Genomic DNA, 17,161 nt, shown 5'->3' with positions numbered 1-17,161 from the left:
AGGATTCACCCGACCCCGGAGGCCCCGTGCAGATCGCCGACATCCCCGTGCCCGACACCCTCGCCGCGCGCGGTGCCCTCGAACTGGCGACGCAGTACCAGTCGCCCGCGATCACCGCGCACGCCCTGCGCTCCTGGCTCTGGGCCGAGGCGTTCGCGCGCGTCGATGGCATCACCGGCATCGACCACGAGCTGCTGTACGTCGCCGCCGTGCTGCACGACGTCGGCACGGTCGCCGAGTACGACAACCACACCCTCTCGTACGAGCACGCGGGCGGCCACGTCGGCATCGCCCTGACCGCGGGGGCGGGGTGGGAGCCCGCGCGGCGCCAGCGCGTGCTCGAGGTGATCGTGCGGCACAACTGGCCGAGCGTCGACCCGGCGATGGATGCCGAGGGCCACCTGCTCGAGACGGCGACGGCGCTCGACATCTCGGGCGCCCGCCCCGACGCGCTGCCCGAGGACTTCCGCCGCGAGGTGCTCCGCGCCCATCCGCGGGGAACGCTCGCCGCCGAGTTCGGCGCCTGCGTGCTCGACCAGGCCGCGCGAAAGCCCGACACCGCGGCGCGCCGACTGGCGGAGGGGGGAGTGGTCGCGAAGCTGGCCGCGAACCCGCTCGAGCGCCGGTGACGCAGGCTCCCGTGCGTCGAGCTGCCCGCCACCGGCCCTCCCGTGCAGAACTCCTGAACTTCGCGACGTCGCGCGGGTCGAGGTACCGGGATCCCGCGGGTCGGCGGGGAGGCAGTGGGCGGATCACAGGAGTCGTGCGCAGCCCGGGCGTCGGCCGAATCGCTCGCCGGGTCGCGGGGCGGGTGGCATCCCGGGTATCGTAGGGGGGTTGTCGGCGCCGGTCGCGTCGACGAGAGCTGAATAACGGAGGGCCCTTGTGGACATCGATCTCGCACTTCTGAAGACGATCGAACGCGAGAAGGAGATCCCCTTCGATGAACTCGCGCGCATCATCGAGCAGGCGATCCTGACCGCCTACGCCAAGCACATCTCGCCCACCGGCGAGATCCCCGCCGGCGCCCGCGTCGAACTCGATCGCAAGACCGGACACGTCGGCGTCTTCACACCCGTGACCGACGACGAAGACATCGTCATCGGCGAAGAGGAGCAGTCCTCCGACGACTTCGGTCGCATCGCCGCCTTCGCCGCCAAGCAGGTCATCAGCCAGCGTCTGCGCGACATCGCCGACGACGCGGTGCTGGGGGAGTTCCGCGGCAAAGAGGGCGACATCGTCGCCGGCGTCGTGCAGCAGGGCCCGAACCCGCGCATGGTGCACGTCGACCTCGGAACGGTCGAGGCGATCCTCCCGCCCGAAGAGCAGGTTCCCGGCGAGACCTACGCGCACGGCTCGCGTCTGCGCGTCTACGTGACGAGCGTGTCCAAGGGCAACAAGGGGCCGCAGATCACCGTGTCGCGCACGCACCCGGGCCTGGTCCGCAAGCTCTTCGCCCTCGAGGTGCCCGAGATCGCCGCGGGCCTGGTCGAGATCGTGTCGCTGGCTCGCGAAGCCGGTCACCGCTCGAAGATCGCCGTCAAGGCCAACGACCCGACAGTCAACGCCAAGGGCGCTTGCATCGGTGAGCTCGGCCGCCGCGTGCGCGCCGTCACCGAAGAGCTCGCGGGCGAGAAGATCGACATCATCGACTACGACGCCGAGCTGCCGCGCTTCGTCGCGAACGCGCTGTCGCCGGCCAAGGTCACCTCGAGCTTCGTCCTCGACGCCACGACCAAGGCCGTCCGGGCGCTCGTGCCCGACTACCAGCTGTCGCTCGCGATCGGCAAAGAGGGGCAGAACGCGCGTCTGGCCGCCAAGCTGACCGGCGCGAAGATCGACATCCAGCCCGACAGCATCCTCGAAGACAACTGAGCGTCCGTCGCTGCGGCGACGGCGAGGTGTACGATGGAACCAGTACGAACGTGCGTCGGATGCCGCGCACGCGCCCCCCGATCCTCGCTTCTGCGTGTGGTCGCCGACGGATCTCAGCTCGTCCCCGACGAGCGGGCGGTCCTGCCGGGCCGGGGTGCGTGGGTGCACGAGACGGACGCGTGCGTGAGAAAAGCTCTCGCGCGTCGCGCCTTCGTACGAGCATTGCGTGTGTCAGGCCCGCTTGACACGCAGACCTTCGAATCACACCACCAGCGAAAAGGCTGAACGGCTATGGACACGAAGTGAACGGCTCGAAATGAGACCCGTCCGCAAGTAACGGTCTGCCCTGTCCGGGGTAGGCCCTCAGACAGGAGAATTGTGGCAAAACCACGCGTGCACGAGATCGCTTCCGAGCTCGGCGTCGACAGCAAGGTCGCGCTTGCGAAGCTGAAGGAGCTCGGCGAGTTCGTCAAGAGCCCCTCATCCACCATCGAGCCCCCCGTGGCTCGTAAGCTCCGCGCCGCCCTCGCGGCCGAGAGCTCCTCCGGATCCTCGGATGCCAAGCCCGCCGCCGCTGCGGCGCGCCCCGGCGCCCGTCCCGGCCCCGCTCGTCCGGCAGCGACCCCGGGCGCCCGCCCGTCGGGTCCGACCCCGGGCCCCGCCAAGCCCGCAGCCCCCGCCGCCGCCCCGGCTCCGGCCGAGGCCGCTCCCGCGGCAGCGACCCCCGCGGCATCCGCTCCCGAGGCTTCCGCCCCGGCCGCGGCGACCCCCGCTCCCGCAGCTCCCGCGTCCGGTGACGCCGAGGCGTCGTCGTCGGCGACCCCCGGTGCCCCCAAGCCCGGCCCGAGCTCGCCCCCGCGTCCGGGTGGCGCGCGTCCGGGCAACAACCCGTTCGCGTCGGCCCAGGGCATGGGCCAGCGTCCCGCCGGTCCCCGTCCGGGCAACAACCCGTTCGCGTCGGCGCAGGGCATGGGCCAGCGCCCGACGCCCGGCAACATCCCGCGCCCGCAGGCTCCGCGTCCCGGTGCCCCGCGTCCCGGCGCTCCCCGTCCCGGCGGTGCCGGTCGTCCCGGCGGTGCCGGTCGTCCGGGCGCCCCGTTCCAGCAGCGTCCCGGCGGCCCCGGTCGTCCCGGCGGTGCCGGTGGCGGCTTCCAGCGTCCCGGTGGCGCACCCGGTGCGGGCGGCGGCGGTTTCGCCGGTCGTCCCGGCGGTGGTGGCGGTCGTGGCCGTGGTCCCGGCGGTGGTACCGCAGGTGCCTTCGGTAAGGGCGGCGGCAAGTCGAAGCAGCGTAAGTCGCGTCGGGCGAAGCGGCAGGAATTCGAGATGCGGTCGGCGCCGGTCGTCGGCGGCGTCAACGTCTCGAAGGGCAACGGCGAGATCATCCGCCTCCGTCGCGGCGCATCGATCTCCGACTTCGCGGACAAGCTCGAGGCCCTGCGCGGCTACAACGTGCAGCCCGGCACGCTCGTGACCATCCTGTTCAACCTGGGCGAGATGGCCACCGCGACCGAGTCGCTCGACGAGGCCACCTTCGAGGTGCTCGGCGCCGAGCTCGGCTACAAGATCCAGATGGTCTCGCCCGAGGACGAGGACAAAGAGCTCCTCGAGGGCTTCGGTCTCGACCTCGACGGCGAACTCGAAGCCGAGAGCGAGGACGATCTCGAGATCCGTCCTCCCGTGGTCACCGTCATGGGCCACGTCGACCACGGTAAGACGCGACTGCTCGACGCCATCCGCCAGACCAACGTCGTGGCGGGCGAGGCCGGCGGCATCACGCAGCACATCGGTGCGTACCAGATCTGGACCGAGCACGACGGCATCGAGCGCGCGATCACCTTCATCGACACCCCGGGTCACGAGGCGTTCACCGCCATGCGTGCCCGCGGTGCGCAGGTGACCGACATCGCGATCCTCGTGGTCGCGGCCGACGACGGCATCATGCCCCAGACGGTCGAGGCGTTGAACCACGCCCAGGCGGCGAACGTGCCGATCGTGGTCGCGGTCAACAAGGTCGACAAGCCCGACGCCAACCCGGCCAAGGTGCGCCAGCAGCTCACCGAGTACGGTCTGGTCGCCGAGGAGTACGGCGGAGACGTCATGTTCGTCGACGTGTCGGCTCGCGAGAACCTCAACATCCAGGCTCTGCTGGATGCCGTGCTGCTCACCGCCGACGCGGGTCTGGACCTCACGGCCAACCCGAACAAGGCGGCCCGCGGTGTCGCGATCGAAGCGAGGCTCGACAAGGGCCGCGGCTCGATCGCCACGGTGCTCATCCAGTCGGGAACGCTGCGCGTCGGAGACGCGATCGTCGCCGGAACGGCTTACGGCCGCGTCCGCGCGATGATGGACGAGAACGGCGACGCGGTCGACGAGGCCTACCCCTCGCGTCCCGTCTCGGTGCAGGGCCTCAACTCGGTCCCCCGCGCCGGCGACGTCTTCATCGTCACCGAAGAAGACCGCACCGCGCGTCAGATCGCCGAGAAGCGTGAAGCCGCCGAGCGCAACGCCCAGCTGGCCAAGGCCCGCAAGCGCATCTCGCTCGAGGACTTCACCCGTGCTCTCGAAGAGGGCAAGGTCGAGTCGCTCAACCTCATCATCAAGGGTGACGTGTCGGGTGCCGTCGAGGCGCTCGAGGAATCGCTGCTCAAGATCGAGGTCGACGACAGCGTCCAGCTGCGCATCATCCACCGCGGTGTGGGTGCGATCACCGAGTCGGACATCAACCTGGCCACGATCGACAACGCGATCGTGATCGGCTTCAACGTCCGTCCCGACACGAAGGCCCGCGAGCGTGCCGCCCGTGAGGGTGTCGACGTGCGGTTCTACTCGGTCATCTACAACGCGATCGACGATGTCGAGCAGTCGCTCAAGGGCCTGCTCAAGCCGGAGTTCGAAGAAGTGCAGTCGGGTGTTGCCGAGATCCGCGAGGTGTTCCGCTCCTCGAAGTTCGGCAACATCGCCGGTGTCATCGTGCGATCGGGAACGATCACGCGAAACGCCAAGGCTCGTGTCATCCGCGACGGTGTCGTGCTGGCCGATGGCCTGGCCATCGAGTCGCTGCGTCGCTTCAAGGACGACGTCACCGAGGTGCGTACGGACTTCGAGGCCGGTATCGGTCTCGGCAAGTTCAACGACATCCAGATCGGTGATGAGATCGAAACGACGGAACTCATCGAGAAGCCGCGAGGCTGATCCACGGGGCGGGGGTCGCGCTGTTCGGCGCGGCTCCCGCTTCGGCCTGCGGGGGTGCGCATTCCCCCGAGCAGAGCGGGGCCCCTACCCCGATGCTCGGGAGAATGCACACCCCCTCCGGCCTACGCTGGGTGCAGCGGCGAACGGCGCCACCTCACCCGGCGGATGAGCCACGGGGCGCTCGACTCGCGGCGGTAGTGAAACAAAGGAGAAGGCAGTGGCAGGAGAGCGACAGGCACGAGTGGCGGACCGGATCCGCGTGGTGCTCGCCGAACGTCTCGAGAAGGGGCTGCGTGACCCGCGGCTCGGTTTCGTGACGATCACCGACGTACGCGTCACGGGCGACCTGCAGCACGCGTCGGTGTTCTACACCGTCATGGGCGACGAAGCGCACCGCAACGACACCGCGGCGGCGTTGAAGTCGGCGACCGGACTGCTGCGTAGCGAGGTGGGAAAGAACCTCAACACGCGCCTCACCCCGTCGCTGGAGTTCATTCTCGACGCCATTCCCGAGAACGCCGACCACATCTCGGCGCTGCTGCGCGAAGCGCGCGAGCGCGACCAGTCGGTCGCCGGTCTCGCCGCCGCGGCCACGTACGCCGGCGACGCCGACCCGTACGTCAAGCCGCGCGAAGACGACGCCGACGACGAGCTCGACGGAACTGACGAGGACGCCGCCGACGACGCCCCCGACGACGAAGACGCACCGCGGGCCTGAGCCCGCGCGACGACACGGCCGGACGCCGCCCCTCGGGGCCGGCGTACGGCCGTTTCTCGTGTCGTGGGCGTGCCGAACTCCTGAGAATCGGCGCGCTGAGTGGTCGCGGAGCGGCTGTATGGCTGCGGAGAGGCGGCTTCTCAGGAGTTCGGCCCGGGGCGGCGGCAGAGACCGGCCCGGGCGGGGGCGCGGCGAGCGGCGTGAGCCGGGCGGCAGGGGCCCGGCACGACGCGGGCCGAACTCCTGAGAAATCTCGGGTGAGCGGGCTGTCGTCGACAGACGCCGCGTCGGGGAAGCAGCCGCTCAGGAGTGTGGCCCGGGCACGCCTCGGCGGCGCCGGCGGCAGCATCGGGCGGGACTCAGGATGCCGGGTGGCCCGGCAGGTGCAGAAGGCCGTCGGATGCCTCGGCGAGGCCGTCGGCGATGAGCGAGTCGATCGCGCGGTCGCGCTGAACGGCATCAGGCCAGTCGGGGACGACGGCGAACAGGGCGACGGGCGCGGGGGCGGCCTCGCGCAGTACCTTCAGCACCGCGCCGCGCGCCTGGCGGTCGCTGCCCTCGTACTTCGCCTGACGTCGGCGGCGGTCCTCCGACTCGGGGTATCCAGCCGCGCGCCAGGCGCACTGCGCCGCCAGCGGGCAGACCTCGCATCTCGGTGACCGAGCCGTGCACACGATCGCGCCCAGCTCCATCGCCGCCGCGTTGACGATGGCCGACTCGACGATGTCGTCGGGCAGCTCGGCATCCATCCGCGCCAGGTCGGCCTTGTTCGGGGACCCCGGCTGCGCGCGCCCCTCGACGACGCGGGCGAGGACGCGCCGCGTGTTCGTGTCGACGACCGGATGCCGATCCCCGTACGCGAAGACCGCGACCGCGCGCGCCGTGTAGTCACCGATGCCGGTGAGGGCCAGCAGCGCGTCGACGTCGCGCGGAACCACACCGTCATGGCGATCGCGGATCTCGACCGCCGCGCGGTGCAGCCACAGGGCCCGCCGCGGGTAGCCGAGATTGGCCCACTGCGTCACGGCGTCGGCCGGGGGAGCAGCGGCCAGGTCCGAGGGCGTCGGCCATCGCGTGAGCCATGCTTCGAGGTGGGGGATGACCCGTGCGACCGGGGTCTGCTGCAGCATGAACTCGCTGACGAGCGTGCCCCACGCGCCGAACCCCTCGCGGCGCCACGGAAGATCGCGCGCCGCGTCGCGGTACCACTCGATGAGCGGGGCGGCGAGTGCGGGCATCCGTTCAGCCTAGAACGCCGCGGGCGGGCGGAGCGTGCGGGGAGGTCGCGAGAAACGCCGATCGTGCCGAGACACGCGGTGTCGCGCCGTGTCTCGGGAGGATCCGCGTTTCTCGCCACGCGCGGGCCGGATACGCCGGGGGTGAGAGCCTCGGGCGGGGGTGCGATGTCGGTGGTCGACCGTAGGCTGGAGGCATGTCGTCCGAGAACACCGCCCCCGAATTGCCGCGGAGCCTGCGCGACCTGATGCGGCAGAACAACCGCGCGGGGCGCGTCGTCGTCGCCGTCGACGGGCTCGACGCCGAGGCGGCGGGCGCCTTCGCCGATGCGTTCGCGGCCGCTGTCGACGAGGAGGGCACGGCGGTCTTCCGCGTCGGCCTCGCCGACGGGGCGCCGCGCGCCCGTGAGCGCCTGATCGCGCCCTTCCGAGCGGGCGAGTCGTTCGGGTCGGGCGAGGCCGCCCCCGCCGACGCGGTGCTCGTCGTCTCCGGACGCTTCCTCCACGCCTCCGAGGTGCGCGGACTCTGGAACTTCTCGATCTGGCTCGAGAGCAACCCGCCCATCGGCACGCCCCGTCCGGAACTGCCCGACGCCGAGAAGCACTACCTCCGCACGGCGCGACCGAAGGCTGCGGCATCCGTCATCGTCGAGAACTCCGACCCCGCCCACCCCGTGCAGGTCTTCGGAGACTTCTGCTGATGGTGCGCCCCGGAATCCTCCTGGTCGACAAACCGGGAGGCATCACCAGCCATGACGTCGTGTCGCGGGCGCGCAAGGCGCTCGGCACCCGCAAGATCGGGCACGCCGGCACCCTTGACCCGATGGCGACCGGCCTTCTCGTGCTGGGCGTCGAGGGGGCGACGCGCCTGCTGACCTACATCGTGGGCGCCGACAAGACCTATGAGGCCACCATCCTGCTGGGTGTCGCCACCGACAGCGACGACGCCGACGGGATCGAGACGGCCCGAGCGGATGCCACGGCCCTGGCCGCCGTGACCGACGCGGCCATCGCCGCGGGTATCGCCGACCTGACCGGCGAGATCGAGCAGGTACCGAGCACGGTGTCGGCCATCAAGGTGGACGGGCGCCGCGCCTACGACCTGGCCCGCGCGGGGGAAGAGGTCGTGCTGAAGGCCCGGCGCGTGACGGTGTCGCGCTTCGCCGTTCGAGAGACCCGCCGGGGTGAGGCGACGATCGAGCTCGACGTCGTCGTCGACTGCTCCAGCGGGACCTACATCCGCGCCCTCGCCCGCGACCTGGGTGCGGCCCTCGGGGTGGGCGGGCACCTGACGATGCTGCGCCGCACGCGGATCGGCTCCTTCGACGTCGCCGTCGCGGCACCCGTCGACGACATCGCCGAGAACGAGCTCGTGCCCCCCGCGACCGCCGCGGCCGTCGTCATGGGGGCGTTGGCCGTGGGCGCCGACGAGGCCCGCGACCTGCGACACGGCAAGCGCATCGACGGCGGCGGGCGCCTCACCGGAGCCGTGGCCGCGGCCATCGATCCCGACGGTGAGCTGATCGGCGTCGTCGAGAAGCGCGGCGCGCAGCTGAAGAGCGTCATGAACATGCCGACGGAGGCCGCCCGATGATCCTGTGGTTCACCCTCGCGCAGGTCGGCATCGCCGTGCTCGCCGGTCTCGTCGCCATCGTGGCGGGGCTCGCCGGTCGCCGCCCGGGAGACGTCACGGTCGGCTCCCTCGCCCTCATCGAGCTGCTGCTCATCGTGCAGATCGTCGTCGCGATCATCGCGCCGTTCGCGGGAAACCCGCCGTCGGGCAGTCTGCTGGAGTTCTGGACCTACCTCGTGTCGGCGGCTCTCGTCCCCGTGGCCGGCGCCGCATGGGCGCTCATCGAGCGCAGCCGATGGAGCACGGTCATCATGGGCGTCGCCGCCCTCGCCGTCGCGGTCATGGTGTGGCGCATGCACGTCATCTGGACGGTGCAGATCGCCTGAGCGCCTCCGCCGACGACCCGGCCGAGCCGTCTCGCGCACGAGGCATCGCGCCATCAGGGTCCCCGACGGGCTCGGCGACCTCGTGCGGAGCGCATCCACGCCGGCGGCGGAGCCGTGCGGCGCGACCCCTCGACGGGCTCGAGCAGCCCGCGGCGGGGGAGCGCCGCTCGACGGCGGCGTGAGCGAACTAGAATCGTGGGGTCATGGCATCCACCACTCCCACCCGCTCCCGGGGGATGACCGGCATCGGCCGTGTCCTCGTCGTCGTCTACGGCATCATGGCGCTCGCCGCCACGGGCCGATCGTTCGTGCAGATCGTGCGCGAGTTCGACGACGCCCCGCTGGCGTACTCGCTGTCGGCGCTCGCCGCGGTCGTGTACATCCTCGCCACCCTCGCCCTCATCTTCTCGGCGCGGCCCGCGTGGTACCGCGTCGCCTGGATCGCGATCGGCTTCGAGCTCGTCGGCGTGCTCGTCGTCGGGACGCTCAGCCTCGTGCTGCCGGCGCTGTTCCAGCACCCGACGGTGTGGTCGGTGTACGGCTACGGCTACCTCTTCATCCCGCTCGTCCTGCCCTTCCTCGGCCTGTGGTGGCTCACGCGCCACCGCCGGATGGCACCGTGATCGTCTTCCGCGATCCGGCGGAGGTGCCGGCGGGGTTCGGCCCCTCGGTCGTCGCGATCGGCAAGTTCGACGGCGTGCACACCGGGCACCGGGCCGTCATCGATCGCGCGCGGGTCGATGCGTCCGACGGCGCCCGCGTCGTCGCCGTCACCTTCGACCGCAACCCGCTCCGCGTGCTGCGACCCGATCTGTGCCCGACCGACGTGATCGGTCCGCACCAGAAGCTCGAGCTGCTCGAGCGCGCGGGGGTGGATGCCACCCTGCTGCTGACCTTCGACGAGGCGCTCGCCGCCCTTCCCGCCGAGGAGTTCGTCCGCCGCATCATCGTGGACGCCCTGCAAGCGCGGACGGTGCTGGTCGGCAGCGACTTCCGCTTCGGTGCCGGGGGAGCGGGCGATCCCGCGCTGCTCACGCGCCTGGGCGCCCAGCACGGCTTCCGCGTCGACGTCGTGGACGACGTGCGCGCGGTGCACGCCGACCGACGGGTGTCGTCGACCTGGATCCGCGAGGCACTGTCGGCCGGAGACGTGACCACCGCGGCTCGACTGCTCGGCCGTGCGCCGTCGGTCTGGGGCGAGGTCGTGCACGGCCTGAAGCGCGGGCGCGAGCTGGGGTATCCGACGGCCAACCTGTCGAGCGACCTCGAGGGCTTCGTGCCCGCCGACGGCGTCTACGCCGGATGGCTCGTCGACGTCGAGGGCGGCCGGCGCATCAGCTACCCCGCCGCGATCAGCGTCGGCACCAACCCGACGTTCGACGACGTGCACTCCCGCCAGGTCGAGGCGTACGTGCTCGACGAGACCGACCTCGACCTCTACGGACACCACGTCGAGGTGCGCTTCGTCGAGCGGGTGCGCGAGATGACGGCGTTCGTCGGCATCGACGCGCTGCTCGTGCAGATGGCCGACGACGTGGAACGGACGCGCGCGATCCTCGCGTGAGGCGGGCCGGGGTCGGGTGGGCTGCGGGTCGGGGCGTCGGATGTGGCCCCGCGGTGGGGAGTGTGGCCGCGCGGCCACCCACGGCCGAGCGGATCCGGCCGTCAGTCCTGTCGCGACAGGTGATTGCGGATGCCGAGGAACGCGGCCGTGGCGCCCAGCACCATCAGTGCGGCGGTGACGACGGCCGCCCGGTGGAAGCCGCCGAGATCGAGCGCGCCGCCCACCACCGCCGACACGCCCGCGATGGCGAGGAGACCGGCGACGCGGGACACGGCGTTGTTGACCGCCGAGGCGATGCCCGAGCGCTCGGTGTCGATCGCGCCGAGCACGGCGGCGGTGAGGGGCGAGATGGTGGCGGTCAGCCCCAGGCCGAACACGACGATCCCGGGCAGCACCTGCGTCCAGTAGTCGAAGTCCTCGCCCACGGTGAGCAGCAGCAGCGAGCCGGCGGCCATCGCGAGCGGGCCCAGGGTCATGAACAGGCGCGGTCCGAAGCGTCCGGCGAGGGCGCCCATCCGGGAACTCAGCGCGATCATGAGCAGCGTGCTCGGCAGCGACGCGAGACCCGCGAGCGTGGCGGGCAGGCCCGCGCCCTGCTGCAGGTAGACGCTCACGACGAAGCCGTTCAGCGACAGGGCCGCGTACACGAACGCGGTGGCGAGGTTCCCGGCCCAGAAGTTGCGGGCACGGAACAGATCGAGCGGCATCATCGGATCGCGCGCCACGCGCTGACGCACGAGGAAGCCGACGAAGGCTGCGGCGCCGATCACCCCCGGCATCCAGATCACCGGTGAGGTCCACCCGAGGTTCGGCTGCTCGATGAGGGCGAAGACGACCCCGCCGAGACCCGTCGCGCAGAGCACCGCGCCGAGGATGTCGACCCGGGCGCCGGGGCGGCGATGGTCCCGCCGGCCCAGACGGGTGAGCAGCCACATCGTCACCGCGATCGGCAGCACGTTAACCAGGAACACCAGGCGCCACGACAGGGTGTCGACGAAGACGCCGCCGATCAGGGGTCCCGCGATCATGGCGACGGTGGTGGCCCCGGTCCAGATGCCGATCGCGCGGGACTGCGCGGGGCCGCGGAAGGTCGAGGTGATGAGGGCGAGAGAGCTCGGCACGAGCAGGGCCCCCGCCACGCCCTGCAGCGCCCGCGCCACGATGAGGAACTCCGCCGTGGGGGCCGCGGCGATTGCCACCGACGTGATGCCGAAGCCGATCAGGCCGACGCGGAGCACGACGACGCGGCCGAAGACGTCGCTGAGCGAACCGGCGACGAGGATGAACGCGCCAAGGGTCACCAGGTACGCGTCGACCACCCATTGCTGGGTCGACAAGCCCCCGCCCAGCTCACCGGCGATGGCGGGGAGGGCAACGTTGACGACCGTTCCGTCGAGGAACGACACGAACGAGGCCAGGACCGCGATCGCGAGAACGGTGCGCTGCTCGCGTGTCATCGGCTCGGCCATGGCTCCAGCGTAGGGTCGCGCGGCGGGGGCGGGTCCGGTTCGGCCGCGGGACGGGCGGCCGGGGGAGGGAGCTTCGTGCGGGAGAGTCGGCCCGCGGCGGGGCGCGGCGTGCGCGGCGGACCGCCGCATCGTGTCTGGGCGACGCCGCGGAATACCCCCAGGGGGTATCGTGTTGTGCCGGGGGACACGAGGAGGAGCCATGCGCGAGAACACGGATGCCACCGCACCCACCGCCGAGGCGGTGCTCGACATCGAAGGCATGACGTGCGCGAGCTGCGTCGCACGCGTCGAGAAGCGCCTGCGCCGCGTCGACGGTGTCGAGGCGGCGGTGAACCTCGCGACCGAGACGGCGCGCGTGCGCTACCCGGCCGAGCTCGACCCCGCCGCGCTGGTCGACGCCGTGCGGGCGGCCGGGTACGACGCCCGGGTGCGCACGCGCGGCGCGACGGCGTCGCCGGCCCCTGTGGCGGCGGCGGGGCCCACCCCCGTCGTGACGGCAGCACCGGCCCCCGTCGCGGCGGTCGCCGTGCCCGCCCCGGGGGGAGAGATCGACGCCGTCACCGGTCGTGACATCGTCGCGCCGCATGGTGGCGCGGCGTCGACCCCGGTTGAGGTCGAGACCGCCCGCGACGCCGCCACCGCCGGACCCGACGCCCGCACGCACGACCACGCCGGCCCCGGTGCCCCCGGCGACCACGATCACGCGCACTCTCCCGGTGCCCCCGGCGCTCACGCCCACGACCACGCCGACGCCCCCGGAACCACGCCCCTGCGCGTGCGCCTCTGGGTCTCGCTCGGCCTGGCGGTTCCGGTCGTCGCGCTCGGAATGGTGCCCGCGTGGCAGTTCCCCGCCTGGCAGTGGGTCTCGCTCGTGCTCGCCACCCCGATCGTGCTCTGGGGCGGGTGGCCCTTCCACCGCGCGACCCTGCGCAACGCGCGCCACGGCGCGGCGACGATGGACACGCTCATCACCCTGGGCACGTTCGCGGCCTACCTGTGGAGCGTGTGGGCGCTCGTGTTCGGCACGGCCGGGCGCATCGGCATCCGGCACGAGGTGATGCTGTTCGGTCCCGTGCACGACTCCACCTCGGTCGTCTACTTCGAAGTCGCCGCGGCCGTGACGGTGTTCCTGCTGCTGGGTCGTGTGATCGAGCAACGATCGACGCGTCGCGCCGGGGCGGCGCTCCGCGCTCTGCTCGACCTGGGTGCCCGTGAGGCCGAGCTGGCCGACGGTCGCCGCATCGACGTCGACGCGCTCGCCGTGGGCGACGAGTTCGTCGTGCGCCCGGGCGCCACCGTCGCCACCGACGGAGAGGTGCTCGAGGGGCGCGCCTCGGTCGACGAGAGCATGCTGACCGGCGAGTCGGTTCCCGTCGAGGTCGGGCCCGGGTCGCGGGTCACCGGCGGCACGATCGCGGCGGGCGGTCGCCTGGTCGTCCGCGCGACGGGTGTCGGCGAGCAGACGCGCCTCGCCCGCATCGCGCGCCTCGTCGAAGACGCCCAGCTCGGCAAGAGCCGCGTGCAGCGCCTCGCCGACCGCATCTCGGGCGTCTTCGTGCCCGTGGTCATCGTGCTCGCGGTGCTCACCCTCGTGGCGTGGCTCGTCGCCGGCCAGCCGGTCGCCGCCGGATTCACCGCGGCCGTGGCCGTGCTCATCATCGCCTGCCCGTGCGCGCTGGGTCTGGCGACCCCGATCGCCATCCTCGTCGGCACGGGGAGGGGCGCGCAGCTCGGCATCCTGGTCACGGGTCCGGCGGCACTGGAATCGGCCGAGCGCATCGACACGATCGTTCTCGACAAGACCGGCACCCTGACCTCGGGCCGCATGAGCGTCACGACCGTCACGGTCGTCGACGGAGGGGATGCCGCCGACGCCCTGCGGCGCATCGCGGCGGTCGAGCGCGGGTCGGAGCACCCCGTCGCCCACGCGATCGTGGCGGCCGCCGGTGACGGACCCGTCGCCGGCGACCTCGAGGCGCTCCCCGGTCGGGGGATCGTCGGCGTCGTCGACGGGGTGCGCGTGTTCGCCGGGCGTCCCGCGCTGGCCGCCGACCTCGGCGCCGCGCTGCCGCCGGCGCTCGCCGCGGCGGTCGAGGCGGGCGAGCAGCGCGGAACGGTGATCGTGGCCGGATGGCCCGACGATCTGGGCGTCGTGCACGCCCGCGCCGTCATCGAGGTCGCCGACACCGTGCGCCCCGAGAGCGCCGAGGCCGTCGCCGAGTTGCGCCGGATGGGTCTGGAACCGGTGCTCCTCACCGGCGACAACCCGCACATCGCGCGCGCGGTCGCCGCGGAACTCGGCATCGAGCGCGTCCGCGCCGGGGTGCTTCCCGAGGGCAAGGTCGCCGAGATCGCGGCGCTGAAGGCCGAGGGACGCACCGTCGCCATGGTCGGTGACGGGGTCAACGACGCCGCCGCCCTGGCATCTGCCGATCTGGGGATCGCGATGGGCGGGGGAACGGATGCCGCGCTGCACGCCAGCGACGTCGCCCTCATGCGCGACGACCCGCGCGGGATCGTCACCGCCGTCGCGCTCAGCCGTCGCACGATGCGCGTGATCCGCGGCAACCTGTTCTGGGCGTTCGCGTACAACGTCGCCGCTCTGCCGCTCGCCGCGCTCGGACTGCTCAACCCCATGGTCGCCGGGGCGGCGATGGCGTTTTCGAGCGTCTTCGTGGTGCTCAACAGCCTGCGCCTGCGCCGCGCGTCCTGAGCCGAGGCCACTCGCGTGGGGTGCCCATATTCGTCGCTTCAGCGGGCTCCGAGGCGACGAATATCGGCACCTCACGCGAGGAGGCGGTCGGGACCGCTAGAATATCGATGACCTCGTCATCCGCTTTCTCGCGAGCCGTTCCGGCGTAGACGCGTTGCGGGTCGCCGACACCGCCGCTTCGGCGGCGGTTCGCGCGACGATTCCCGGGGTCACTGATCCACCGGCATTCGCCGGACGCTCCGGACTGTCATCCGGACGACACGCTCAGGAGGAGCATGCCGACCACGGCAACCGCCGCCCGAGGCTCGAGCCAGCGGCGCAGGAAGACCACGTCATCCCGACGCGACGAAGAAGCCCCCGTCATCCCGATCCTCGCCCGCAAGGTGCGCGAGATCGAGGCCAAGGCTCAGCGCGGAAAGCTGGGGCCGACCAATCGCATCAAGTTCCAGGTCATCGCGTTCCTGGTGCGCGAAGAGCGCGCCCGGGTCAAGGCCGACACCGAGATCACCGACGCCGCGCGCGCCGAGCTGCTCAAGCGGCTCGACGGGGTGGCGACGATCCTCGCCAAGACCGCCGCGCGCGACACCTCGCTGATCCAGCTGCTCGAGGTCGACCAGACCACCTCGCCCGTCGCACGGCGCATGCGCCGCGACTGGCTGATCGAGTCGGGCGCCGAGCTGCCGCCCGACGAGCTGATCATCACCGACACCGCCCCGCAGGTGACGCCGATGGTCTCGGCGGCTCTCGCCGAGAAGCAGGTCGTGCCGGCATCCATCGAGGCGCGCCAGATGGCGAACCCGTTCCTCGCCCCCGACCTCACCCCCCGCGCGACCGGTGACGCCCCGCGGCGCCGCCTCGACGGCTGGGAGCTCATGGGCCCGCTGTACAAGGCGTTCGAGATCGGCGCCGGCGGCTCGGCCGCCAGCATGGAGCTGCCGCCCGTGCCCGAGTTCGACCGGCTCTCGCCGCGCGGGCTCGAGGTCATGCCGCACCAGTCGCGCTTCCTCGAAGCCGTGCGCGAGGGGCACCGCTCCTTCCTGCTCGCCGACGAGCCCGGCCTCGGCAAGACGGCCGAGTCGGTGCTCGCGGCCTCGGTCGCCGACGCGTACCCGCTGCTCGTCGTGGTGCCCAACGTCGTCAAGATGAACTGGGCCCGCGAGGTGCAGCGCTGGACCCCGCAGCGTCGGGCCACCGTCATCTCGGGCGGTGGAGCCGACATCGACGCCTTCGCCGACGTCTTCATCGTCAACTACGAGATCCTCGATCGTCACCTGTCGTGGCTGTCGTCGATCGGTCTGAAGGGCATCGTCGTCGACGAGGCGCACTTCATCAAGAACCTCACGTCGCAGCGCTCGCAGAACGTGCTGGCCCTGGCATCCCGTGTCCGCCAGCAGACGCGGGATCCGCTCATGCTGGCCCTCACGGGTACCCCGCTGATCAACGACGTCGAGGACTTCGACGCGATCTGGCGGTTCCTCGGCTGGACCAACGGCGAGAAGCCCGGTCCCGAGCTCATGGAGAAACTGGATGCCACGGGCCTGACGCCCGCCGACAAGGCGTTCTACCCCGAAGCGCGTGAGGCCGTCATCTCGATGGGCATCGTGCGGCGCAAGAAGAAAGACGTCGCCGCCGACCTGCCCGACAAGCTCGTGGCCGATCTGCCCGTCGAGCTCGACGACGAATTCGGCCGCTCGATCCGCCAGGCCGAGCGCGAGCTCGGTGCACGCCTCGCGGCGAAGTACCGCCGCATCATCGAGGCCCGCGGCGACCGCGGACTCGCCGCCGGCGAGATCGACGACGACATCGTGCGCCTCGTCGCCCACGGTGAGCTCGAAGAGGCCAAGGCCGCCGGTTCCGGCAGCGAGAACGTCTTCACGATGGTCCGCCGCATCGGTCAGGCCAAGGCGCACCTCGCGGCCGACTACGCCGTGCAGCTGCAGCGCTCGGTGGGCAAGGTGGTGTTCTTCGCCAAGCACATCGACGTGATGGATGCCGCCGAGGCCCACTTCAAGGCATCCGGGCTCAAAGCCGTGTCGGTGCGCGGAGAGCAGACGTCGACGGCCCGCCAGGCCGCGATCGACGCCTTCAACACCGACCCGAGCGTCGGCATCGCGGTGTGTTCGCTCACCGCCGCCGGCGTCGGCTTGAACATGCAGGCGGCGTCGAACGTCGTGCTCGCGGAGCTGTCGTGGACCGCGGCCGAGCAGACGCAGGCGATCGACCGCGTGCACCGCATCGGTCAGGGCGAGCCCGTGACCGCGTGGCGCATCATCGCCGCGCACACGATCGACACGAAGATCGCCGAGCTCATCGACTCGAAGGAGGGACTCGCCCAGCGCGCCCTCGACGGGCAGTCGGTCGAGGCCGGCTCCAGCGATTCCGTGCAGCTCTCGGCGCTCATGCACCTGCTGCGTCAGGCGCTCGGCGCGGCCTGAG

Annotated in this window: 14 protein-coding genes; 12 read left to right on the top strand and 2 right to left on the bottom strand. The window is 71.8% G+C overall.

Features of this window, described 5'->3' with window-relative positions:
• Positions 1-26: 26 nt before the first annotated feature.
• The 5 genes from BJP65_RS03790 (at position 27) to rbfA (ending at position 5,785) form a co-directional block, all read left to right on the top strand.
• On the top strand, positions 27-629 hold the full coding sequence (locus tag BJP65_RS03790; protein WP_070408259.1) for an HD domain-containing protein: 603 nt from the start codon (positions 27-29) through the stop codon (positions 627-629).
• Between the two features lie 256 nt (positions 630-885).
• Complete coding sequence (gene nusA / locus BJP65_RS03785) at positions 886-1,875, top strand: transcription termination factor NusA (protein WP_055834956.1); 990 nt, start codon at positions 886-888, stop codon at positions 1,873-1,875.
• A gap of 33 nt (positions 1,876-1,908) precedes the next feature.
• Complete coding sequence (locus BJP65_RS16225; protein WP_083285692.1) at positions 1,909-2,160, top strand: YlxR family protein; 252 nt, start codon at positions 1,909-1,911, stop codon at positions 2,158-2,160.
• 93 nt (positions 2,161-2,253) lie between these two features.
• The gene (infB, locus tag BJP65_RS03780) at positions 2,254-5,067 is read left to right on the top strand and encodes a translation initiation factor IF-2 (RefSeq protein ID WP_181015974.1); all 2,814 of its coding nucleotides are present in this window, start codon (positions 2,254-2,256) and stop codon (positions 5,065-5,067) included.
• 217 nt (positions 5,068-5,284) lie between these two features.
• Positions 5,285-5,785 carry a 30S ribosome-binding factor RbfA gene (gene rbfA, locus BJP65_RS03775; RefSeq protein WP_070408258.1) on the top strand — a complete coding sequence of 167 codons (501 nt, stop codon included), beginning with the start codon at positions 5,285-5,287 and terminating at the stop codon, positions 5,783-5,785.
• Positions 5,786-6,144: 359 nt separating this feature from the next.
• Here rbfA and BJP65_RS03770 read toward each other — a convergent pair whose 3' ends face one another.
• Complete coding sequence (locus BJP65_RS03770) at positions 6,145-7,023, bottom strand: A/G-specific adenine glycosylase (RefSeq protein ID WP_070408257.1); 879 nt, start codon at positions 7,021-7,023, stop codon at positions 6,145-6,147.
• Between the two features lie 194 nt (positions 7,024-7,217).
• Here BJP65_RS03770 and BJP65_RS03765 point away from each other — a divergent pair, with 194 nt between their 5' ends.
• From BJP65_RS03765 to BJP65_RS03745, 5 genes are all read left to right on the top strand, one after another.
• Complete coding sequence (locus BJP65_RS03765; RefSeq protein WP_070408256.1) at positions 7,218-7,721, top strand: hypothetical protein; 504 nt, start codon at positions 7,218-7,220, stop codon at positions 7,719-7,721.
• Positions 7,721-8,614: a tRNA pseudouridine(55) synthase TruB gene (gene truB / locus BJP65_RS03760; protein WP_070408255.1), complete on the top strand. Its 894-nt coding sequence runs from the start codon at positions 7,721-7,723 to the stop codon at positions 8,612-8,614. The genes BJP65_RS03765 and truB overlap by 1 nt, the downstream gene beginning before the upstream one ends.
• Entirely contained in the window at positions 8,611-8,979 is a 369-nt protein-coding gene (locus BJP65_RS03755; RefSeq protein WP_070408254.1) for a hypothetical protein, read from the top strand. The genes truB and BJP65_RS03755 overlap by 4 nt, the downstream gene beginning before the upstream one ends.
• Before the next feature lie 203 nt (positions 8,980-9,182).
• Positions 9,183-9,602: a hypothetical protein gene (locus tag BJP65_RS03750; protein WP_055936972.1), complete on the top strand. Its 420-nt coding sequence runs from the start codon at positions 9,183-9,185 to the stop codon at positions 9,600-9,602.
• A complete protein-coding gene (locus BJP65_RS03745; RefSeq protein WP_070408253.1) occupies positions 9,599-10,543 on the top strand; it encodes a bifunctional riboflavin kinase/FAD synthetase in 945 nt (314 codons plus the stop codon). The genes BJP65_RS03750 and BJP65_RS03745 overlap by 4 nt, the downstream gene beginning before the upstream one ends.
• Before the next feature lie 101 nt (positions 10,544-10,644).
• Here the strand turns inward: BJP65_RS03745 and BJP65_RS03740 are convergent, their stop codons facing one another.
• Positions 10,645-12,012, bottom strand: a complete 1,368-nt coding sequence (locus BJP65_RS03740) for an MFS transporter (RefSeq protein ID WP_070408252.1) — start codon at positions 12,010-12,012, stop codon at positions 10,645-10,647.
• Between the two features lie 199 nt (positions 12,013-12,211).
• Here BJP65_RS03740 and BJP65_RS03735 point away from each other — a divergent pair, with 199 nt between their 5' ends.
• Both BJP65_RS03735 and BJP65_RS03730 read left to right on the top strand, forming a co-directional pair.
• Positions 12,212-14,725, top strand: a complete 2,514-nt coding sequence (locus tag BJP65_RS03735; RefSeq protein ID WP_070408251.1) for a cation-translocating P-type ATPase — start codon at positions 12,212-12,214, stop codon at positions 14,723-14,725.
• A gap of 275 nt (positions 14,726-15,000) precedes the next feature.
• Positions 15,001-17,160, top strand: a complete 2,160-nt coding sequence (locus BJP65_RS03730) for a DEAD/DEAH box helicase (protein ID WP_070408250.1) — start codon at positions 15,001-15,003, stop codon at positions 17,158-17,160.
• Position 17,161 lies beyond the last annotated feature (1 nt).

Source organism: Microbacterium sp. BH-3-3-3 (assembly GCF_001792815.1).
GTDB lineage: Bacteria > Actinomycetota > Actinomycetes > Actinomycetales > Microbacteriaceae > Microbacterium.
This window is presented reverse-complemented; position numbering and strand designations above follow the sequence as displayed.

Coding starts and splice junctions, on each gene's coding strand:
- BJP65_RS16225 (WP_083285692.1), top strand. CDS start 1,909: ATGGAACCAGTACGAACGTGCGTCGGATGCCGCGCACGCGCCCCCCGA.
- BJP65_RS03770 (WP_070408257.1), bottom strand. CDS start 7,023: ATGCCCGCACTCGCCGCCCCGCTCATCGAGTGGTACCGCGACGCGGCG.
- BJP65_RS03765 (WP_070408256.1), top strand. CDS start 7,218: ATGTCGTCCGAGAACACCGCCCCCGAATTGCCGCGGAGCCTGCGCGAC.
- truB (WP_070408255.1), top strand. CDS start 7,721: ATGGTGCGCCCCGGAATCCTCCTGGTCGACAAACCGGGAGGCATCACC.
- BJP65_RS03755 (WP_070408254.1), top strand. CDS start 8,611: ATGATCCTGTGGTTCACCCTCGCGCAGGTCGGCATCGCCGTGCTCGCC.
- BJP65_RS03750 (WP_055936972.1), top strand. CDS start 9,183: ATGGCATCCACCACTCCCACCCGCTCCCGGGGGATGACCGGCATCGGC.
- BJP65_RS03740 (WP_070408252.1), bottom strand. CDS start 12,012: ATGGCCGAGCCGATGACACGCGAGCAGCGCACCGTTCTCGCGATCGCG.
- BJP65_RS03735 (WP_070408251.1), top strand. CDS start 12,212: ATGCGCGAGAACACGGATGCCACCGCACCCACCGCCGAGGCGGTGCTC.
- BJP65_RS03730 (WP_070408250.1), top strand. CDS start 15,001: ATGCCGACCACGGCAACCGCCGCCCGAGGCTCGAGCCAGCGGCGCAGG.